This window comes from Bacillus sp. VT 712 (assembly GCF_001614195.1).
In the GTDB taxonomy this organism is placed as follows: Bacteria; Bacillota; Bacilli; order Bacillales; family Bacillaceae_H; genus Priestia; species Priestia flexa.
Map to the genome: position 1 here is coordinate 110,141 of NZ_LWBK01000005.1, position 19,089 is coordinate 129,229.

At 37.9% G+C, this 19,089-nt stretch carries 19 protein-coding genes and 2 other annotated features; of the genes, 3 read left to right on the plus strand and 16 right to left on the minus strand.

Features of this window, described 5'->3' with window-relative positions:
- Positions 1 to 305: 305 nt before the first annotated feature.
- The 3 genes from pheT to A2U94_RS03795 form a co-directional block, all read right to left on the minus strand.
- On the minus strand, positions 306 to 2,717 hold the full coding sequence (gene pheT / locus A2U94_RS03785) for a phenylalanine--tRNA ligase subunit beta (RefSeq protein WP_062954421.1): 2,412 nt from the start codon (positions 2,715 to 2,717) through the stop codon (positions 306 to 308).
- Between the two features lie 13 nt (positions 2,718 to 2,730).
- Positions 2,731 to 3,765, minus strand: coding sequence for a phenylalanine--tRNA ligase subunit alpha (gene pheS, locus A2U94_RS03790; RefSeq protein ID WP_025907194.1), 1,035 nt, complete (start codon positions 3,763 to 3,765; stop codon positions 2,731 to 2,733).
- 53 nt (positions 3,766 to 3,818) lie between these two features.
- Positions 3,819 to 4,047: a binding site (T-box leader), on the minus strand.
- A 48-nt stretch (positions 4,048 to 4,095) separates the two neighbouring features.
- Positions 4,096 to 4,854 carry a TrmH family RNA methyltransferase gene (locus tag A2U94_RS03795; protein ID WP_025907196.1) on the minus strand — a complete coding sequence of 253 codons (759 nt, stop codon included), beginning with the start codon at positions 4,852 to 4,854 and terminating at the stop codon, positions 4,096 to 4,098.
- A 104-nt stretch (positions 4,855 to 4,958) separates the two neighbouring features.
- Here A2U94_RS03795 and sspI point away from each other — a divergent pair, with 104 nt between their 5' ends.
- Positions 4,959 to 5,165, plus strand: a complete 207-nt coding sequence (gene sspI / locus A2U94_RS03800) for a small acid-soluble spore protein SspI (RefSeq protein ID WP_025907199.1) — start codon at positions 4,959 to 4,961, stop codon at positions 5,163 to 5,165.
- A gap of 38 nt (positions 5,166 to 5,203) precedes the next feature.
- On the opposite strand, the gene A2U94_RS03805 is transcribed toward sspI, so the two are convergent.
- Positions 5,204 to 6,289 carry a M42 family metallopeptidase gene (locus tag A2U94_RS03805; protein WP_025907201.1) on the minus strand — a complete coding sequence of 362 codons (1,086 nt, stop codon included), beginning with the start codon at positions 6,287 to 6,289 and terminating at the stop codon, positions 5,204 to 5,206.
- 71 nt (positions 6,290 to 6,360) lie between these two features.
- Entirely contained in the window at positions 6,361 to 6,849 is a 489-nt protein-coding gene (locus A2U94_RS03810; RefSeq protein ID WP_025907203.1) for a dUTP diphosphatase, read from the minus strand.
- 122 nt (positions 6,850 to 6,971) lie between these two features.
- Between A2U94_RS03810 and A2U94_RS03815 the strand changes: the two genes are divergently transcribed.
- Positions 6,972 to 7,349 carry a hypothetical protein gene (locus A2U94_RS03815; RefSeq protein ID WP_225001589.1) on the plus strand — a complete coding sequence of 126 codons (378 nt, stop codon included), beginning with the start codon at positions 6,972 to 6,974 and terminating at the stop codon, positions 7,347 to 7,349.
- A gap of 426 nt (positions 7,350 to 7,775) precedes the next feature.
- On the opposite strand, the gene A2U94_RS03825 is transcribed toward A2U94_RS03815, so the two are convergent.
- The 11 genes from A2U94_RS03825 to speD all read right to left on the minus strand — a co-directional run bounded on the left by A2U94_RS03825 (position 7,776) and on the right by speD (position 16,954).
- Positions 7,776 to 8,030 (minus strand): DUF1294 domain-containing protein, encoded by a 255-nt coding sequence (locus A2U94_RS03825; protein ID WP_025907207.1) that lies wholly within the window; start codon positions 8,028 to 8,030, stop codon positions 7,776 to 7,778.
- 65 nt (positions 8,031 to 8,095) lie between these two features.
- The gene (rplT, locus tag A2U94_RS03830) at positions 8,096 to 8,455 is read right to left on the minus strand and encodes a 50S ribosomal protein L20 (protein ID WP_025907209.1); all 360 of its coding nucleotides are present in this window, start codon (positions 8,453 to 8,455) and stop codon (positions 8,096 to 8,098) included.
- A 38-nt stretch (positions 8,456 to 8,493) separates the two neighbouring features.
- Positions 8,494 to 8,694, minus strand: coding sequence for a 50S ribosomal protein L35 (gene rpmI / locus A2U94_RS03835; RefSeq protein ID WP_013059426.1), 201 nt, complete (start codon positions 8,692 to 8,694; stop codon positions 8,494 to 8,496).
- A gap of 21 nt (positions 8,695 to 8,715) precedes the next feature.
- The gene (gene infC, locus A2U94_RS03840) at positions 8,716 to 9,219 is read right to left on the minus strand and encodes a translation initiation factor IF-3 (RefSeq protein ID WP_025907220.1); all 504 of its coding nucleotides are present in this window, start codon (positions 9,217 to 9,219) and stop codon (positions 8,716 to 8,718) included.
- Between the two features lie 66 nt (positions 9,220 to 9,285).
- Positions 9,286 to 9,411, minus strand: a sequence feature (ribosomal protein L20 leader region).
- A 172-nt stretch (positions 9,412 to 9,583) separates the two neighbouring features.
- Complete coding sequence (thrS, locus tag A2U94_RS03845; protein ID WP_025907221.1) at positions 9,584 to 11,521, minus strand: threonine--tRNA ligase; 1,938 nt, start codon at positions 11,519 to 11,521, stop codon at positions 9,584 to 9,586.
- A 387-nt stretch (positions 11,522 to 11,908) separates the two neighbouring features.
- Positions 11,909 to 12,772, minus strand: a complete 864-nt coding sequence (gene ytxC, locus A2U94_RS03850) for a sporulation protein YtxC (RefSeq protein ID WP_025907222.1) — start codon at positions 12,770 to 12,772, stop codon at positions 11,909 to 11,911.
- Positions 12,773 to 12,867: 95 nt separating this feature from the next.
- Positions 12,868 to 13,800 carry a primosomal protein DnaI gene (gene dnaI / locus A2U94_RS03855; protein WP_025907224.1) on the minus strand — a complete coding sequence of 311 codons (933 nt, stop codon included), beginning with the start codon at positions 13,798 to 13,800 and terminating at the stop codon, positions 12,868 to 12,870.
- 24 nt (positions 13,801 to 13,824) lie between these two features.
- Positions 13,825 to 15,252: a replication initiation and membrane attachment family protein gene (locus A2U94_RS03860; protein ID WP_025907226.1), complete on the minus strand. Its 1,428-nt coding sequence runs from the start codon at positions 15,250 to 15,252 to the stop codon at positions 13,825 to 13,827.
- 63 nt (positions 15,253 to 15,315) lie between these two features.
- The gene (gene nrdR, locus A2U94_RS03865; protein ID WP_025907227.1) at positions 15,316 to 15,777 is read right to left on the minus strand and encodes a transcriptional regulator NrdR; all 462 of its coding nucleotides are present in this window, start codon (positions 15,775 to 15,777) and stop codon (positions 15,316 to 15,318) included.
- 239 nt (positions 15,778 to 16,016) lie between these two features.
- Positions 16,017 to 16,400 carry a hypothetical protein gene (locus A2U94_RS03870; RefSeq protein WP_025907228.1) on the minus strand — a complete coding sequence of 128 codons (384 nt, stop codon included), beginning with the start codon at positions 16,398 to 16,400 and terminating at the stop codon, positions 16,017 to 16,019.
- Positions 16,401 to 16,573: 173 nt separating this feature from the next.
- Positions 16,574 to 16,954 (minus strand): adenosylmethionine decarboxylase, encoded by a 381-nt coding sequence (gene speD / locus A2U94_RS03875; protein ID WP_025907230.1) that lies wholly within the window; start codon positions 16,952 to 16,954, stop codon positions 16,574 to 16,576.
- A gap of 470 nt (positions 16,955 to 17,424) precedes the next feature.
- Between speD and A2U94_RS03880 the strand changes: the two genes are divergently transcribed.
- Positions 17,425 to 18,993, plus strand: a complete 1,569-nt coding sequence (locus tag A2U94_RS03880) for an IS1182 family transposase (protein WP_025910455.1) — start codon at positions 17,425 to 17,427, stop codon at positions 18,991 to 18,993.
- Positions 18,994 to 19,089: the final 96 nt, after the last annotated feature.

Consider the following 19,089-nt stretch of genomic DNA (forward strand, 5'->3'; position numbering starts at 1 on the left):
ATGATTGCTTCTAAGAGACGAACAATAGCTGTTCCAATCTTTTTGGTTTGTCTGAACACGTTCGTTCCATTGCGCTACGGCCACTCGCTTTCCGCGGGGAGGAACCTGAGCTTCCTCGCTGCGCTGCGGGATCTCAGTTTTCCCTCTCTTTCCCGCAGGAGTCGAGTGTCCTACGCTCCATTCCACCCTGTTTCCAACATTGTTTTCACAATCAACCAAAAAACCTGAACGATTAAAAGTGAGAAACTCTCAATCGTTCAGGTTTATCATTGGCTGAATTACTTATGTCCCAGCCTCTTGTTTTTTTATGAACGTAAGCTTGCTTTAAATTGTTCTTCAACAACTTTTAATACATTAGCGTGAGCTGCTGATACTTCTTCATCCGTAAGCGTGCGCTCTGGATCTAGATAGCGTAAAGAGAAAGCGACAGACTTTTTGCCTTCTTCCATTCTTTCACCATCATATAAGTCAAACACCGCAACTTCTTTCAATAGTTCTCCACCAGCTTCATAAATCGCTGTTTGAAGTTCTCCTGCTAATACTTCTTTATCCACAACAAGAGCAATATCTCTTGTGATTGATGGGAAGCGAGGAATTGCAGAATAGCGAACTTCTTCTACTTTCGCCGCAAAGATTGCTTTTAAGTTTAACTCAAATACGTACGTTTCGCGAAGACCATATTGTTTTTGCGTCACTGGATGAAGCTGACCAACATACCCAGCTTCTTGACCATTTAATACAACTGCCGCTGTACGTCCAGGGTGCATGCCTTCTTGATTTGTAGGCTTATATTGAATGTGATTATCAAGACCTAATGCTGATAATAATCCTTCTACAACGCCTTTAGCCACATAGAAATCAGCTGCTTTCTTTTCACCTTGCCAGCTGTGAGAATGCCATAAGCCTGTGATTGCTCCTGCTACTCGCTCTTCTTCTATTGGTAGCTGACCTTCTTCAGTTCCCAAGAACACTGAACCTGTTTCATATAGCGCAATTGAGTCTGTTTGACGAGCGTTATTGTGTTTAATAGCTTCAAGTAAGTGTGGTACTAAGCTTTGACGAAGAACGCTGCGGTCTTCACTCATTGGCATCGCTAAACGAACTGTTGATGCAGTATTTAATGCAAACTGTGTTGCTTTCTCTGCACTTGTTAATGAGTATGTTGTTGTTTGAGCTAACCCAGCGCCTTCTAAGAAACGGCGTACTTTACGACGCTTTAGCTGATAATCAGATAAACGGCCTGGCGTTGCTACAGTCACAGGAAGAGTTGTTGGTAAGTGGTCGTACCCATACATACGAGCTACTTCTTCCACAATATCTTCTTCAATTGTAATATCACCGCGACGCGTTGGAACGGTTACGATAATGGCATCGCCTTCCACTTTGCTTTCGAACTGAAGACGATTCATGATTTCTTGAACTTCAGCCATTTCTAGCTCTGTACCAAGAACATGATTGATGCGCTCAAGCGTTACAGATACAACAGCTGGTTCAATTGTCATTTCATCAAATTCAACTGTTCCTGAAACAATTTCTCCACCCGCATAAGCAGCCATTAGTTCAGCAGCACGATCAGCTGCTATACGTGTGCGGCTTGGGTCGATTCCTTTTTCAAAACGTGCACTTGCTTCACTACGAAGACCGTGCTCTTTCGATGTTTGGCGCACAGATAACCCGCGGAAGTAAGCAGATTCAATTAACACATTTACTGTGTCATCTTGGACTTCAGAATTCGCTCCTCCCATTACACCGGCTAAAGCAATTGGGTCTTTACCATTTGTAATGACAAGCTGGTTCTCTTTTAGTACACGTTTTTGATCATCGAGAGTTACAATTTCTTCGCCTTCTTGTGCATGACGAACAACAACTTCTTTTGAGCCAAGACGATCATAATCAAACGCATGAAGTGGTTGACCGTATTCAAGTAAAATGTAGTTTGTAATATCAACTACGTTATTGTGTGGTCGAATCCCAGCTGCCATCAAGCGCGTTTGCATCCATAGCGGTGACGGCGCAATTTTAACATTTTTCACCATACGTGCTACGTATAAAGGATTATCTTCTTTTGCTTCTACTGCAACTGAAATGTAATCCGATGCTTTTTCTTCCGTCTCTTGAAACTCAACCTCTGGGTATTTTACTTCACGATTTAAGATTGCTGCTACTTCATGAGCTACCCCTAGCATGCTTAAACAGTCTGAACGATTTGGCGTTAAGCCAAGTTCTAATACTTCATCATGCAAATTCAATGCTTCTAAAGCATCTGCTCCAACTTCAGCATCGCTTGGGAATACAAAGATTCCTTCTTGGTAATCTTTTGCGACAAGCTTGCTTTCAATTCCAAGCTCTTGAAGAGAACAAATCATGCCGTTTGATTCTTCACCGCGAAGCTTAGCACGCTTAATTTTAAAATTGCCTGGTAATACAGCGCCTACTTTAGCTACCGCTACCTTTTGACCTTGTGCTACGTTTGGAGCACCACAAACGATTTGAACCGTTTCATCCCCAAGGTCAACCTGACAACGACTTAACTTATCTGCGTTTGGATGCTGTTCACATTCTACTACGTGACCGATGACAACACCGCTTACGCCTTTATTTAAATTTTCTACACCTTCAACTTCAATTCCACTTTTTGTGACTTTATCAGCAAGTTCTTCAGCTTTTACTCCTGATAAATCTACATATTCTTGCAACCAACGATATGATACAAACATGTTAGTCCCTCCTTTATACTTGTTTGAATTGATTTAAGAAACGAGCATCATTTGTATAGAAATGACGAATATCATCAACGCCGTGCTTTAACATAGCGATACGCTCTACGCCTATTCCAAATGCAAAGCCGCGATATTTTTTAGAGTCATAGCCGGCCATTTCAAGTACATTTGGATGTACCATACCAGCGCCTAAAATTTCAATCCAGCCTGTTTGCTTACAAACATTACAGCCTTTTCCTCCACATTTAGCACATGATACGTCCACTTCAACAGATGGTTCAGTAAACGGGAAAAAGCTTGGACGTAGACGAATTTCACGCTCTGCACCGAACATTTTTTTCACAAATACCTCAAGCGTTCCTTTTAAATCACTCATACGAATATTTTCATCTACAACTAAACCTTCAATTTGCATAAATTGATGTGAATGCGTAGCGTCATCATCATCACGACGATATACTTTACCAGGACAAATGATTTTGATTGGACCTTTCCCTTCATTTCCATTCATTACGCGGGCTTGTACTGTTGATGTATGAGTACGTAATAACGTTTCTTCAGTAATATAGAACGTATCCTGCATATCACGTGCTGGGTGACCCTTTGGTAAATTTAACGCTTCGAAGTTGTAGTAATCTTGCTCCACTTCAGGTCCTTCAGCTACTTCATAGCCCATGCCTAAAAACAAATCTTCAACCTCTTCAATTACGCTTGTTAGCGGATGATGTGTACCGACTTTAACTGGTCGACCAGGAAGTGTCACATCGATTGTTTCTGAAGCTAGTTTACGGTTGATTTCTTCTGCTTCTAGCGCCGCTTGCTTTTCTTCAATCTTTGAAGCGATTGCTTCGCGCACTTCATTTGCAAGTGCTCCCATTACAGGACGCTCTTCAGCAGATAATTTCCCCATTCCGCGAAGTACTTCTGTAATTGGTCCTTTTTTTCCTAAATAAGCTACACGTACATCATTCAATGCTTTTAAATCTTTTGAGTCATCAATTTTAACAATCGCTTCTTGTTGCAGCTCTTGTAAACGCTCTTTCATTGAATAATCCTCCTTTTGTTTTAAAAAATTGCAAATAAAAAAAACCTCTCCCAAAAAGGGACGAGGTTTAATCGCGTTACCACCCTTGTTAACCATGCATCTGCACAGTTCACTTCATTAACGTTAACGGAATATCCGGAACACCTTTACATCAAAAATGATGGTCCAAGTGTCAACTCAAGAGGTGAATTCACTTATTGCGCTTATAAAAATGCTTTCAGTCACGGCATTTTCTCCCTGAATAACGCTACATAAGCTACTGCTCTCTATCACTGCTTTTCGCATATTTAGCTATTGTATTATTATAGTGAAAACGGCTAGCCGTTGCAACTACATTCCACGTAAATAGTACATTAAAATTGCTGATGCAATTGCTACATTTAACGATTCACTCTTTCCAAATATCGGTATATATAGGTTATGGTCCGTTTCATTCAGCACCGCTGAGCTTACACCTTGCCCTTCGTTACCAACAATCAGAGCAAAAGCTTCTGGCTTTTCAACTTCCGTGTACACAGAAGCATTTTGTAATGATGTACCATACACGCTAACTCCACATTCCTTTAGTTCTTTAATCGCACTAATTAAGTCTTTCTTAATAACAGGCAAGTTAAAGATTGCACCTTGAGTCGAACGGATGACTTTACTGTTATAAACATCTACACAACCTGCTCCAATAATGACTGCATCGATTCCAGCAGCTTCTGCTGTACGAATAATGGTTCCTACGTTACCTGGATCTTGGACGGCATCTAACAGCACTAATCGACGCGCTGTCTGTAAGACGGATGATGATTGGTTTTGGTAACAAACGGCTGCAATTCCCTGAGGGGTTTCTGTATCAGCAATTGCTTTAATAACAGCAGGCGTCACCACAATCATCTCAACCGTATCAACATTCCAATGCGATGGAATATCAACATTATCAGCAAGAATGAGATACTTAATCATTTCTCTTTGGTTTAAAGCTTCTTCGACAAGATGAAAGCCTTCCACCAAAAATAAACCTTGATTATCGCGCTCTTTTTTTGTATGTAATTTTTTCCATAGTTTAACCTGTGGGTTCTTCACGGAATCAATTCGCTTCACCAAACATAACTCCTCTATTTATCAATTTCAGTTACGATACATAAATTGAATGTGACATACACAAACTATTTTTGATTTTACTATCTATAGTTGAGGTGATCACGATGAATCTTAATTTACGAAATGCTATTATATCAAATGTTTCAGGTAATTCTCAAGAAGAGCTTGAAGCAACGATTATGGATGCTATCAAAAGCGGTGAAGAAAAAATGCTTCCAGGTCTAGGTGTACTTTTCGAAGTACTATGGGAAAACTCGCCTAAAAGTGAAAAAGAAGAAATTTTAACAACACTTGAAAATAGCTTAAAGTAAGTACAAAAGGTGCATTCAAATTGAGTGCACCTTTTGTTTTATTCAAACGTAATTTTATTAACCGTTTCACGATCAAGTTTTTTAATAACTTCTGTAATTAACTTCACCGCATTTTCATAATCATCGCGATGTAACATTGCGGCATGTGAATGAATATAGCGAGTTGCAATTGTAATAGATAGTGCAGGTACGCCGTTAGCTGAAATATGAATAGCTCCTGAATCAGTACCACCGCCTGATAACGCATCAAACTGATATGGGATGTTCATTTCATCTGCTACATCTGTTACAAAGTCACGTAGACCCTTGTGAGAAACCATTGATGCATCATATAAAATGATTTGTGGACCGTCACCCATTTTTGATGCTGCTTCTTTTTCAGACACTCCTGGCGTATCACCAGCAATACCTACATCTACGCCAAATGCAATATCAGGTTGAATAAGATTGGCTGACGTTTTTGCACCGCGTAAACCAACTTCTTCTTGCGCTGTTCCAACGCCGTATACAACGTTTGGATGCTCTTGACCCTTTAAATTCTTGAGCACATCAATAGCAATAGCACAGCCGATACGGTTATCCCATGCTTTAGCTAAAAGCATTTTTTCGTTATTCATAACGGTAAATTCAAAGTACGGAACAATTTGATCGCCAGGCTTTACGCCCCATTCCATTGCTTCTTCACGACTAGATGCACCGATATCAATAAACATATCCTTAATCTCAACCGTCTTCTTACGTACTTCAGCAGGTAAAATATGAGGAGGTTTAGAGCCGATAACTCCTGTAATATCGCCTTTGCGCGTTACAATTGTAACACGTTGCGCTAGCATAACTTGCGACCACCAGCCACCTACAGTTTGAAAACGAATGAAGCCTTTATCATCAATTTGAGTGACCATAAAGCCAACTTCATCTAAATGACCTGCAACCATAATTTTAGGGCCTTTTTCATCACCAACTTTTTTGGCAATAAGGCTTCCAAGTCCGTCTGTTGAAATGCTATCAGCATAAGATTCAATATATTTTTTCATCACTTCTCTTGGTTCGCGTTCGTTTCCAGGAATACCTTTTGCATCAGTTAAGTCTTTTAACATTTGTAATGTTTCATCTAACTTTTTCATTTATCCATACCCCTTTCATATGTATATCTTTTATTATATAAGAAAGTATTTTCAGAGGAAATGTTTTCTTCTTAATACCCTTCGTCTTGACGCTTAAAGTTCACTTCATTTTTCATAATATAAGCCGTTTTCACTTCCTCAGCTGCGAAGCCAAGAATTTCTCCAAGACCCATGTATGAAGAGAATGATTCTATGTACTGTTCTTGATCTACGCTTCCTTTTAATTGTGTGAGCAAAGAGAACACATGTAAAAATTGTTCTGTTGCAGTTTCTTTGTCCGCTTTAACCGGAAGTTCTTCAATTGAATCAAATCCCCATTCAATTCCTAAAGATAATAAGAAGTGAACACCGTCTACGAACTCTTCTAAAATAACCTTTTTATCTGCCGACGGTTTTAGGCTCCAAAATTTGAAACAACGCGTTTCATTAGCCAGCTCGCCTAATTCTACTAATAAAGCAAGAAGTTTGCGGGAAACCAAGTCTTCGTTTTGAAGCTTATGATTTGTTTCAATATGTTGATCTAGCTGGCGCTGCATGTTAAATAAAGACTGTAACTTCATATCTAATCTCTCCTAAAATAAAATAAATATTAATATAAAATTAAAAATAAATGAAACCTTTTTGCCCTTTATACGTACTGTTAGGAAACAACCCTCGGCAAGGAGGCGATATCGCTTTGATTGTGCTCTTAATGCGACTATTAGTAATTGCTTTATTAGTCTATTTCGTTCTTTTTATTATACGATATGTTCGAAATCCAAAACGAAAATTAATGCAAGCCAAAGAGCAAAATGAATTTTACGTGGTGGATGAAGCAGAAAATGTTCGTAAAAATTTGGAGTTAACGTATAAAGGTGTTTTGTTTGAAGGCGAAAAATATATAAATGAACAAATTTTTTCTATTACTATGTTATTAAAAAATCCTGACCAGCTCAATGATTTAACTCATGAGGATATCAGATTGGTGTCTGCTAAGGTATCAACTTTATACCCAAAAGCCATTATTAGCTGGAAAAGTCCCGTACGAGAGTTTTTAAAGAACGAGCCACAAAAGCAATAGCTTTTGGGCTTTTTTATTGAGAAAGCTTTTGATAAACAGTGTGCTTACTTCTTGTTGAAGAAGGCCTCTCTGCTTAGTGTGATTTCCATTCCAGATTGTTCCCTTTCCTCAGGGCGAGCGGCCGACCCTCCTTGTATACTGTGAGGTCTCACCTGACTCGCTAGTCCTGCTGGAGTATCACATCTTTCATTTCAATCACGGGGCTTTTGGATAGGGAAGCCTTTTGATGAAATTACTCTCTTGAAGGAATTTTAAAAACGCTCTCCACTTTGCATATTCAGTTCCATTAACCTCTACGTTTGAAACGTTTTCTTCTAACTCATAGATAAGGAGCCTACTACTACATCTATCTAAAACAATAACCTTAAAAATAAAAGCAAGATATTTGTTCATGGCTTCTCCCATTTCATTTTTCAAATTATTCATCTACATATAGATTAGCAATAATGCCAAATGAACAACCACCAAAGCAGGCAGACCGAAACGAAAGCTTGCGTGCTTTGTTTTGTGACGATAAAGATTCATGCCAATGGTTGCACCTAGAGCTCCTCCGATAATGGCAATCGTCCAAAGTGTTTGCTCTTTGATTCTCCATTCATTTCGCTGAGCTCTTTTTTTGTCTGCATTCATTACATATAAGCCTATAAGGTTGATAAGTATCGCGTATATCATTAAAAACAAAGATAATCCCTCCAATAAACAAAAAAGCCTTGCTACCTAGTGGTAACAAGACTTTTTAGCAGAAATTACTTCTCTAAGCCTTTTTTAGCAGCTGCTGCTAATTCAGCAAATGCTTTTTCGTCAGCTACAGCTAATTCAGCAAGCATTTTACGGTTAACTTCAATACCTGCTAATTTTAATCCGTGCATTAAACGGCTGTAAGAAAGACCATTCATACGAGCTGCTGCATTGATACGTGTAATCCATAATTTACGGAAATCACGTTTTTTCTGACGACGGTCACGATAAGCATACATGTATGATTTCATTACTTGCTGATTAGCAACTTTGTATAATCTATGCTTTGAACCGAAGAAACCTTTGGCTAATTTTAAAACTTTTTTACGACGTTTGCGTGTTACTGTACCGCCTTTTACGCGTGGCATAATTGTTACCTCCTGTTATGTTTCTATCTCAACCCAAATTACTTAATGTTATCTAATAAGTGACGAATACGTTTGAAGTCACCTTTGCTTACTAAAGAACCTTTACGTAATTTACGTTTTTGTTTAGTAGATTTGTTAGCGAATAAGTGACTAGTGTAAGCACGAGCACGCTTTAACTTACCGCTTCCAGTTTTTTTGAAACGCTTTGCAGCGCCACGATGTGTTTTCATTTTTGGCATGGGGTGTTCCTCCTCGTTCTATTACTTTTCGTTTTTAGGTGCAAGCACTAGGAACATGCTGCGTCCTTCCATTTTTGGAGCTGATTCAACTGAACTAACATCAGCGCAAGCCTCTGAAAAACGATCAAGTACTTTTTGTCCAATTCCTTTATGAGTAATAGCACGACCCTTAAAACGAATTGACGCTTTTACTTTATCACCTTTTTCAAGGAACTTACGTGCGTTACGAAGTTTTGTGTTAAAATCATGCTCATCGATTGTTGGGCTTAAACGAACTTCCTTTAAGTTAACAACCTTTTGGTTTTTACGAGCTTCTCTTTCTTTACGCTGTTGCTCGTAGCGGAACTTACCGTAGTCCATAATACGACATACAGGTGGTTTCGCGTTTGCAGCAACCATTACTAAGTCAAGATTTGCTCGTGCAGCAATATCAAGTGCTTCATTTTTTGATTTAATTCCTAATTGCTCACCGTTTTGATCAATTAGACGAACTTCGCGAGCTCGAATGCCCTCGTTTACCATCATGTCCTTGCTAATAAGTAGCCACCTCCAAGGTTTAATGAATGAATACGCTTGTGTAGATATTGGTATACACACAAAAAAGCGTGAGTACACAATGCACCCACACTACTATCGTTAAAAGTAAATACGATGTCAACCTGCTAACTGCTCTATACGCGTCAATCAGGTGAGAAGCGGGTGCTTCTTCTTCTGCACAAACAAGTATTCAATTACTTAAGCTATTATAGTATCAACAAAGACAAAAGTCAATGATTTCGTTCTTTATTTAACAACAAAAATCATTTTACCAAAGGAAAAACATTTATGCAACATTTTTTTTACTTTTTTTAAAAAGGAAAGCAGAGAAGTTGCCCTCTCCGCTTTTTCATTAGCGAGTAATTTCTACTTTTAATCCTGCTAAGAACTGTTCAAAATCAACAGTTTCTGAATTTTGCTCACCGTATTTACGAACATTAACCGCTTTTTCTTCTACTTCTTTATCTCCCACTACTAGCATGTAAGGAATTTTTTGCATTTGAGCTTCACGAATTTTATAGCCAATTTTCTCTTCACGTGAATCTAGTTCCACACGTACGCCAGCTAACTGAAGTTTCTCTTGAACTTCTTTTGCATAGTCTAGGTGAACAGTTGGCGATACTGGAATCACTTGAACTTGAACAGGTGCTAACCATGTTGGGAATGCCCCTTTGTATTCTTCAATTAAGAAAGCAACAAAGCGCTCCATTGTTGATACGACACCTCGGTGAATAACAACCGGACGATGCTGTTTTCCATCTTCACCGATATATGTTAGATCAAAACGCTCTGGCAATAAGAAGTCCAGCTGCACTGTTGAAAGAGTTTCTTCCTTTCCAAGAGCCGTTTTAACTTGAACGTCTAGCTTCGGACCGTAGAATGCTGCTTCACCCTCTGCTTCGTAATAGTCTAAGCCAAGCTCATCCATCGCGTCTTTTAACATGGTTTGTGCTTTTTCCCACATTGCATCATCATCAAAGTATTTCTCTGTATCTTCTGGATCACGATACGATAAGCGGAACGAGTAATTTTCAAAGCCAAAGTCTTTGTATACAGCTTCTACTAAGCGAACCACACGAATTAATTCGTCTTTAATTTGGTCTGGACGAACAAAGATATGTGCATCATTTAGCGTCATACCGCGAACACGCTGAAGACCTGCAAGTGCACCTGACATTTCATAGCGGTGCATCGTACCTAGCTCTGCAATACGAATTGGTAATTCACGATAGCTGTGGATATCATTTTTATATACCATCATATGGTGTGGACAGTTCATTGGACGAAGAACTAAATCTTCATTATCCATTTCCATTGCTGGGAACATACCGTCTTGATAGTGATCCCAGTGACCTGATGTTTTATATAGCTCTACGCTACCTAGGACTGGTGTATACACATGTTGATAACCTAGCGCAACCTCTTTATCCACAATGTAGCGCTCAATAACGCGACGAATTGTTGCACCTTTTGGTAACCATAATGGAAGACCTTGTCCAACTTTTTGTGAGTTTGTGAATAAGTTAAGCTCTTTACCAATTTTACGGTGATCACGCTCTTTCGCTTCTTCTAATAAACGTAAGTGCTCATCTAAATCTGCTTTTTTGAAGAATGCCGTGCCATAAATGCGCTGCAACATTTGATTGTTGCTATCTCCACGCCAGTAAGCACCTGCAATATTTAACAGTTTAAACTCTTTAATTTTTCCTGTTGATGGAACGTGGACACCTCGGCAAAGATCAAAGAATTCTCCTTGGTGATAAATCGTTACAGTCTCACCTGCTGGAATAGCATCGATAAGCTCTAACTTTAATTCATCTCCAACTTCTTTATAAAGCTCAATTGCTTCTTCACGAGACACTTCGCGACGCTCAATATCAATATTGGCGTTTACAATCTTCTTCATTTCTTTTTCAATTTCAATTAGATCGTCAGGTGTAATGGAATGCTCCATATCAATGTCATAATAAAATCCATTCTCAATAACTGGTCCTACACCAAGCTGGACCTTTTGATCTTTAAAAACACGCTTAATTGCTTGAGCCATTAAGTGCGCCGTGCTGTGACGCATAATCTCAAGTGCTTCACCTGAATCTTGTGTGATGATTTCAAGCTGACCGTCTGCATGGATTGGTGTACGCAAATCTAAAAGCTCACCGTTTACTTTACCCGCAATTGATTTTTTCTTTAGCCCTGGGCTAATTGATGATGCAATTTGTTCTGTCGTTGTACCTTTAGGATACTCTTTTACTGCTCCATCTGGAAATGTCATTGAAATAACTTCTGACATGTGATTCAACTCCTTATTTATCTCAATATAATCTTGCATAAACTGGTTATTTACGCAAATAAAAAAACTCATCCCTTAATAAGGGACGAGTTGTGTATACACGTGGTACCACCCTTGTTTCTGTCTTTTTGCTTAACAAGGCACAATGAAAGACAGCTCGAGGTTTGATAACGGAAATTCCGTCAGTAATTACTAAAGTAAAATACTTGTTTACTACTGAAGTTTAGAGGTGGTAAGGATATAAATCGTGTTAAGAATCTTTCAGCCACGGATTCTCTCTCTAATAAACCGTAAATATAAACTCATGTCCTCATCATTACTTATCGCTGATTAAAATTTTTACAATATGAGCCTATTATATTCATTTTTAAAATAGAAATCAACCTCTCAAGTCAGATTCTCTTTTTTTAAAAATGCCGCTTCTTGTTTTGTGCATATGACCACTCGTTCTTGAAAAAGATTTTGAATAGTATAAATGAAATCATGTGTATTCTCACGATCACTATAAATATAAATATGCTGCGGAGATAGTGTAATGAGAGGCGCTATAACGGATGGGTCTATGTATAACGACTCATTCTTTTTCATAAATTCTTCAGCCAGATGTTGACGCTGATTCACTGTTAGCAATCCAAAGTTTTCATCATAGAGTTGAAATTCGTTCTCTTGTGAATGCACAACATGTACAGCTTCGCAACTTGCTTCCTCCGTTAAAATAACTTGTCGCAGCTGTTCAACAAACATTTGATATTCATATTCTAGTTTATATTCATCAATAGCGATTTCTAAATAGTACTGTAAGCGAGAGCGATAGTTCTTTAATCGAAACTGGAGAAAAGACTCAAATGTAAACGTAACGTTGTTAACCAGAAAATCTTGAAGCGCTTCTCTAATTAATAAATCTTTAGGCATCGGAAAGTCACGTTTAGGTACGTCAACTTTCTCACCTTCTACAATATGATAGACCATGTCTATCATAAGCTGTAGCTCTTGTTCATCCGTATAGAAAAATTTCTGTTTCAAAATCTCACTTAAAATCGTCTCTTCTTTCTGCTCTAATATAAAGTCTGTCAATACTGGGATTAGCATATCGTGTACAATTTCGTCTCGATTATATGTCACGTCAATTACTAGAAGCTGACTGTTCACAAGTTTAAAGCATTGCGGAGCATATGATAAAGCGCTTCGTTTCGCGCATAGCGACCTGTAAATACCAATTGCTTCTTTCTCATACTTAAAGAAAATTCTCACTAATGTTAGCCCCCTTTTGGACACGCTTTATTTATATATATGGGGCAACATGAAAAAAAATGAGCAAGTCCTTACATGAAATGTAAAAGAACTGCTCATTTATTACGTTTATTTTCACCTTCTACCTTTACAGGAGTGGCTAACGTCTTAATTCGTTCCATAATGCGGGCAGCTTTCAGCTCTTCTTCCTCGCCTTTTTGCGTATACGTTAAATGGTGCTTCATCTGCTGAAAATTTAGGTTTGACGTAAAGAAAGTAGGTAAATTTTCTAACATTCGAAATTGAAGAATGGTACCCAATACATCGTCGCGCATCCAGCTTGTTACGGATTCTGCTCCCAAATCATCTAACATTAGGACGGGCACTTTTTTTACGTATTCAATCTTCTCGTTAAAGGTTTTATCTTGAAAAGATCCTTTAAGCTCACGTAAGAATTCAGGAACATATACAATCGTTGATTTTACTTTCTTTTCAGCTAAAGCATTAGCAATGGCACCTAAAAAGTATGTTTTTCCAACACCGAACGATCCATGTAGATAAAGAGCTTTCATCTTCTTATTAGGTTCATACTCCCTGACAAAATCTCGTACTAACTTGATTGCTTCAAGCCTTCCTTGCTCAATTTCAATATCTGACATGGAAGCACCTAAAATATCTTTCGGTACATAAAGACACTGGATAAATGATTCTTGCTCTTTGCGTTCATCTTCAGTTACTTTTCGAGGGCAGCGCTCATAGGTCACATCAATGTTTTTACCATCAATTACAAGCTTTGGCTGATAACCTTTAATCATATTAACGCAGCTTTGCAGGGATGGACAGTCTTGACACTCTTTGCTTTGTCCTTTAAATTCATGCATCTTAATGAGACCTCGTTCTACAATACCTTCATCCAATTGATCTCGATTCTTCCTTAAGAAATCTTGGACATTACGATCAGAAAGCACTTCTGATTTTAACGTTTCAAATCGTTCCTTGAAACCTTGATTATTTGCTAGTTTGTTTAGCGAATCATTGATTGACTTCACCCCATCACCTCTCCTTTCCATTCATTAATCTTCACGATTTTTCTTTAAATCTAAATCAAGCTGTTTTAACTCTTCTTCAAGTTTCCGCTTTTCTTCTTCAAAGTCTAAATCTTCTTTTTGACTTTGAGGTTTCTTTTTCTCTTCAGACTCTTCTTTCAACCAATCTGGCACCATCTCTTTACGAACCGTTCTTTGTTTCTTCGTCGCCGTTTGCTTAGATTCAGCCCAGTTTTGGTATTCTTTATGCTCATTTTTCGCAATGACCATCGCTTCTTCCACTGTTTTTACCTTTTTACGAGCCCAGTGTCCTGCAATTTTATCCACATATGCTTTTGATAACTTCATATCCGTTCTTAGCATGACATAATAAATGAGTACATTAGCAACACCTGGAGAAAGGTTTTGATGAAACATAACGTCTTCAACCATTTGTAAATCTGCTTTAGAAGGCGTTGCTCCACCGGACAAGTCCGTCAGTAGCTGTCTTGGAGACGTCACTTCTAACTGCTTAATTAACTTCTCTTCTTGAGAAGTTGGCTCTCTATGTTCCATAGTTCGCAATAACGGCGGCTGAATTTGTTCACTTAAGTTAGGTAGCGCTTCTCCATTTTCAAACTGATAATGGTTTCTAGCAGCTTTTCGAAGCAGCTCAATATCTACTTGATCATTTTCGTTCAACGCGTCCAAGACCACATTCTTCATTTGCAGAGCATCAATTTGATATAAAAATGCTAGCTTTTCAATTGCTAACCTCACCTTGGCTGTAATTGCTTTTTTCGAAATCATAGACTCAGTTAACCCTGTCAAAAATAAATCAAAGTCAAAGCCAGCATCCTTAATTGTTATACTAGCTCTTTGTGAATTATCCACATAGTCCAGATCTCCACTTGGTTTGAAGACATCTTGGTTCTCTCGTTGTAAACTTGACGTGAGCTCTGTCGTTTGTACTGACTTATACACATCATTAAATGAACGAGTAACGTCTTTAAACTCACTGTGGTCCACAGCTGGATCCATAAAATATCGTCTAATTTTTTGAAATACATTTTTACCTAATCGATTGTATAAGTAGACGTTTAAAACACCATCATCAAAAAACTGCTGTGGTGTTAATGGTGGAATTAACTCATAAATATAAACTCTTCCCCCGTCCTCTTCTTTCATATAGGTTTTTAATAAGCCAATACCTTCAAGCTTTAATCGCTCCTGATAAATGGATTTCAAGTTCATTTGCATAACGGCCATTAGGTGATGATGCGTTACTTCTGTTCCCCATAAGCGTCCTTGTTCTAGTTCACTCCATAACGTCATATATAAGCCATAGCACACGGTTCCAATTAACGGTTGATATAGAGTTGTTAACACTTTTCGATCATATTCTTGAATAACGCCGCTCGTTCTCACAACATAACGGTCAACTGGAATGATTTCTTTCCAATGTTGCTCATTCATCATCATTACCTACCCAATTCTAAAATAGCAAAAAAGAGCTAAAAAATCTCTTTAATAGCTCTTTTATAATTTTTCCTTCTTAATTAACTCCTTTAGTTCATCAATAAATACATTAATGTCTTTAAATTGACGATAAACAGAAGCAAAGCGTACATACGATACTTCATCGATAGCAGCTAGTCTTTCCATTACCATTTCCCCAACAACGTCTGACTGCACTTCCGATGCACCTTGACTGCGCAGTTCAGATTCAATATCATGTACAGTATCTTCTAATTGTTTTAAGCTAACTTGCCTTTTCTCACATGCCTTTATTAAACCGCGTAAAATTTTCTCTTTGCTAAACTCTTCACGCGCCCCATCTTTTTTCACTACAATTAAAGGTGGCTCTTCTACTTTTTCAAATGTTGTATAACGATAGTGACAACTTTCGCATTCACGCCGTCTGCGAATTGAACGACCTTCTTCAACAGGCCGTGAGTCTAACACTCTCGTTCCATTATACTGACAGGAAGGACATTTCATCTTCTCAACTCCAATAAATAACCTTTTATATTTGTATAAACTAAGCAGCTTGTACGAACTAACCACTTATGTACGTTAGAAATTCAAAATAAAAATTCACTTTCTTTTCATATTATAGAAAACAAAGCTTGAATACAAGTGAAGGAGAATGAATTCTGAAATTTTATTTCCTAAAACATTTGTTTTCCAATAGATAAAGGCGCTACACAGCTTTATTTGTTTAATACACTTTATTTCCCTTACTTAATAGCAATCAGATGTTGGTCAAAATATTTATAAAAAAAGATGATTAATTCTTTACTATAACCAAAATCGAATGGCATTACTTTTGATTCCGTTGTAACCGAAAAATCGATAGCGGTTTCAAAAGGTCGTAATGAAATAATCGTAATAACAACAAACGCCTTTCTCCCCTTTGACACGTTTAAGCTAATCTCTCCACGCTCTTCATAAGCGGCTAAAATTTCTACTCCATTCATATTCTTCAATAAATTTTGCACCTGAGTAAATGTTTGAGAGGCTGTTGATTTGTAGTAATGTGTTTGTAACTTTGGATTTTCGTGGTGGTCCCTAGTTTCAGAATGATTCGAAAAAACTGACTTTACTTTTTGAATAATCCCCATGTTGTGTAGACTCCTTTTTATCAAAATAATCGCTATAGCTACTAAAGATACCCTAGCTGCTTTCTTTATTATAATGGATAAACGGTATTTTTGTATCTAAAAAGGACTGTCTATAAATGGCGAGTCCAATTTATAGAGCAGTCCCTAATTGTTCTTAGCTTTGTTTTATACTATTAAAGTACATTTGCTTTCGTTTGCTTTACTTGTACAGGACCCATTCCACGCGGTACTTCAATTGTCTCACGTGTTTGAGCATTTAGTTCATCTGCAATATAGTCAGCAGCAATTGTTGGATCTAAGTCTCCACATGTGTATACATCGATGCTTGCATACCCATGCTCTGGAAAGCTGTGGATAGTTAAATGTGATTCTGAAATAATAACAACCCCACTTACGCCCTGAGGTGCAAATTTATGAAACGCAACCTCACGAACTTCCGCTCCAGTTTTTAGTGCTGCATCTACAAACGTTTTTTCAATATAATCCATATCATTCAACTTATCGAAATCACAACCCCATAATTCTGAGATAACGTGACGACCCATTGTTTCCATAATGATATTTCCCCCTTTAACAATTTTTAATCGTTAAATATGAAATTCTTTCGCCATATAGCATGTTAACTACCACGGGGGAAAGTTAGTCCAGAGAGGTCCTAACCCTTTAAGTAGATACATAACCGAAAGGTACACAAGAAGTTCACGAAACATAGTATACTTTGTTTAGACTCATTTTGCAACACGTGATTTTATTTAAATTTGCAATCCGTAGCTAAACTCGATTTATTCTCTGCCCCACCACTTTTTAAGACCTCTCATTTATTAGTTCCCTATCTCAGTTAGAACAAACAATGAATTCAAATACAATGAGGCTGGGACAAAACCCTCCTCTGAGATGAAAAAAGCCGTGAAATTTTACGATGAGTAAAATTTCACGGCTTTGTTTTATTTTTTCCATAAAAATAAGGACCACTTCTGATAAAATATAGTCACCACAACAAATTCAACCAGAAAGAAGGGTCCTTATGTTTAAAGATTATAACATGAATCAATTAATTTTACCTTTAGAATTAGAAATGAAATTACAAGAAAACGATATCGCCTTTTCTATCCATCATTTAGTAGAAAGTATTCCGAGTGAAGCCTTTGATTCATTCGTCCAGCATACTGGATGCCCAGCTTATCATCCACGCATGATGCTAAAAATTATTTTATGTAGCTACACACAATCGACGTTCTCTGGGCGTAAGATAGAAGGTCTTTTACATGACAGTATTCGCATGATGTGGCTCGCACAAGGAAATGAGCCTAGTTATCGGACCATCAATCGTTTTCGTGTCCATCCCGATATGCAAGAAATCATACGTCAGTGTTTCGTGCAATTCCGTTGCCAGTTAGTGCAGGAGAAGCTCATTGATCAGGAAGCCATCTTTATCGACGGAACAAAATTAGAAGCGAACGCTAACAAATTCACTTTTGTATGGAAGAAAGCCGTTGAAAAATATCATGAAAACTTGGTGGAAAAGTCCAACCAGTTATACAAGGAACTACTTGAAAATCAGATTATCCCTGAAATAAAAAGAGAAAATGAAGAGCAGCTGTCCGTGGAGGAATTAACGCAAATCGTGGAAAATTTAGAGGAAGTAGTCGAGGAATATACGCAAAAGATCGACCACTCTAAGGACGTTAACGAACGTAAACAACTTCGTAGTGAAAGAAAGTCACCGAAACAAATGGTAAAACAGATATACGATTGGATTGCGCGCAAACAAAAGTATGAAAAGGATTTTGAAACCTTTGGAACACGCAATAGTTATTCGAAAACAGACCACGATGCCACCTTTATGCGAATGAAAGATGACTACATGCAAAATGGACAATTAAAAGCAGGATATAATGTGCAAATAGCGACAGAAGGACAATTTACACTAGCTTACGGTGTATTCCCTAACCCAACGGATACGAAAACACTTATCCCATTTCTTGACCGAATTGAAAAGCACTTTTTTTCCTTACCCCAACATATCGTGGCGGATGCCGGTTATGGGAGTGAACAAAATTACGATGATATTTTGACTAATAGAAAACGCACTCCACTCATCACGTATAATCATTACTTAAATGAACAAAAGAAAAAGTTCAAAAAGGACCCTTTTAAAACGAGTAATTGGTTATATGATGAAGAGAAAGATATGTTCACTTGTCCAAATGGAAAATGGCTTACGTTTCAATACGATTCAACCCGTACAGATAAAGCAGGTTTTAAACGCCAATTCAAAATCTATGAATGTGAAGACTGTACTGGTTGTCCACTACGCTCCTTATGTACAAAAGCGAAAGAAGGAACCAATCGTAAGCTTATGGTCAATGAAAAATGGGAAGAACAAAAAGAATACATAAAAGCGAAGCTTTCGGAAGAAGAAACGGCTAAAATTTATCGTCAACGTAAAATGGACGTGGAGCCAGTTTTTGGATTCTTGAAGGCTAATTTAGGTTTCACACGATTTTCTGTTCGTGGGAAATCCAAAGTCGAAAACGAAACCGGCCTCGCACTAATGGCCGTGAATATACGAAAATATGTGGCAAGGGGGTGAGATCTTGCCTTTATATCTTTAAAATAATTGAAAAAAGGCGAAGTCGCACCGGCGACTTCACCTTTTTTCGATTATAGAGACCTTTTGTCCCAGCCT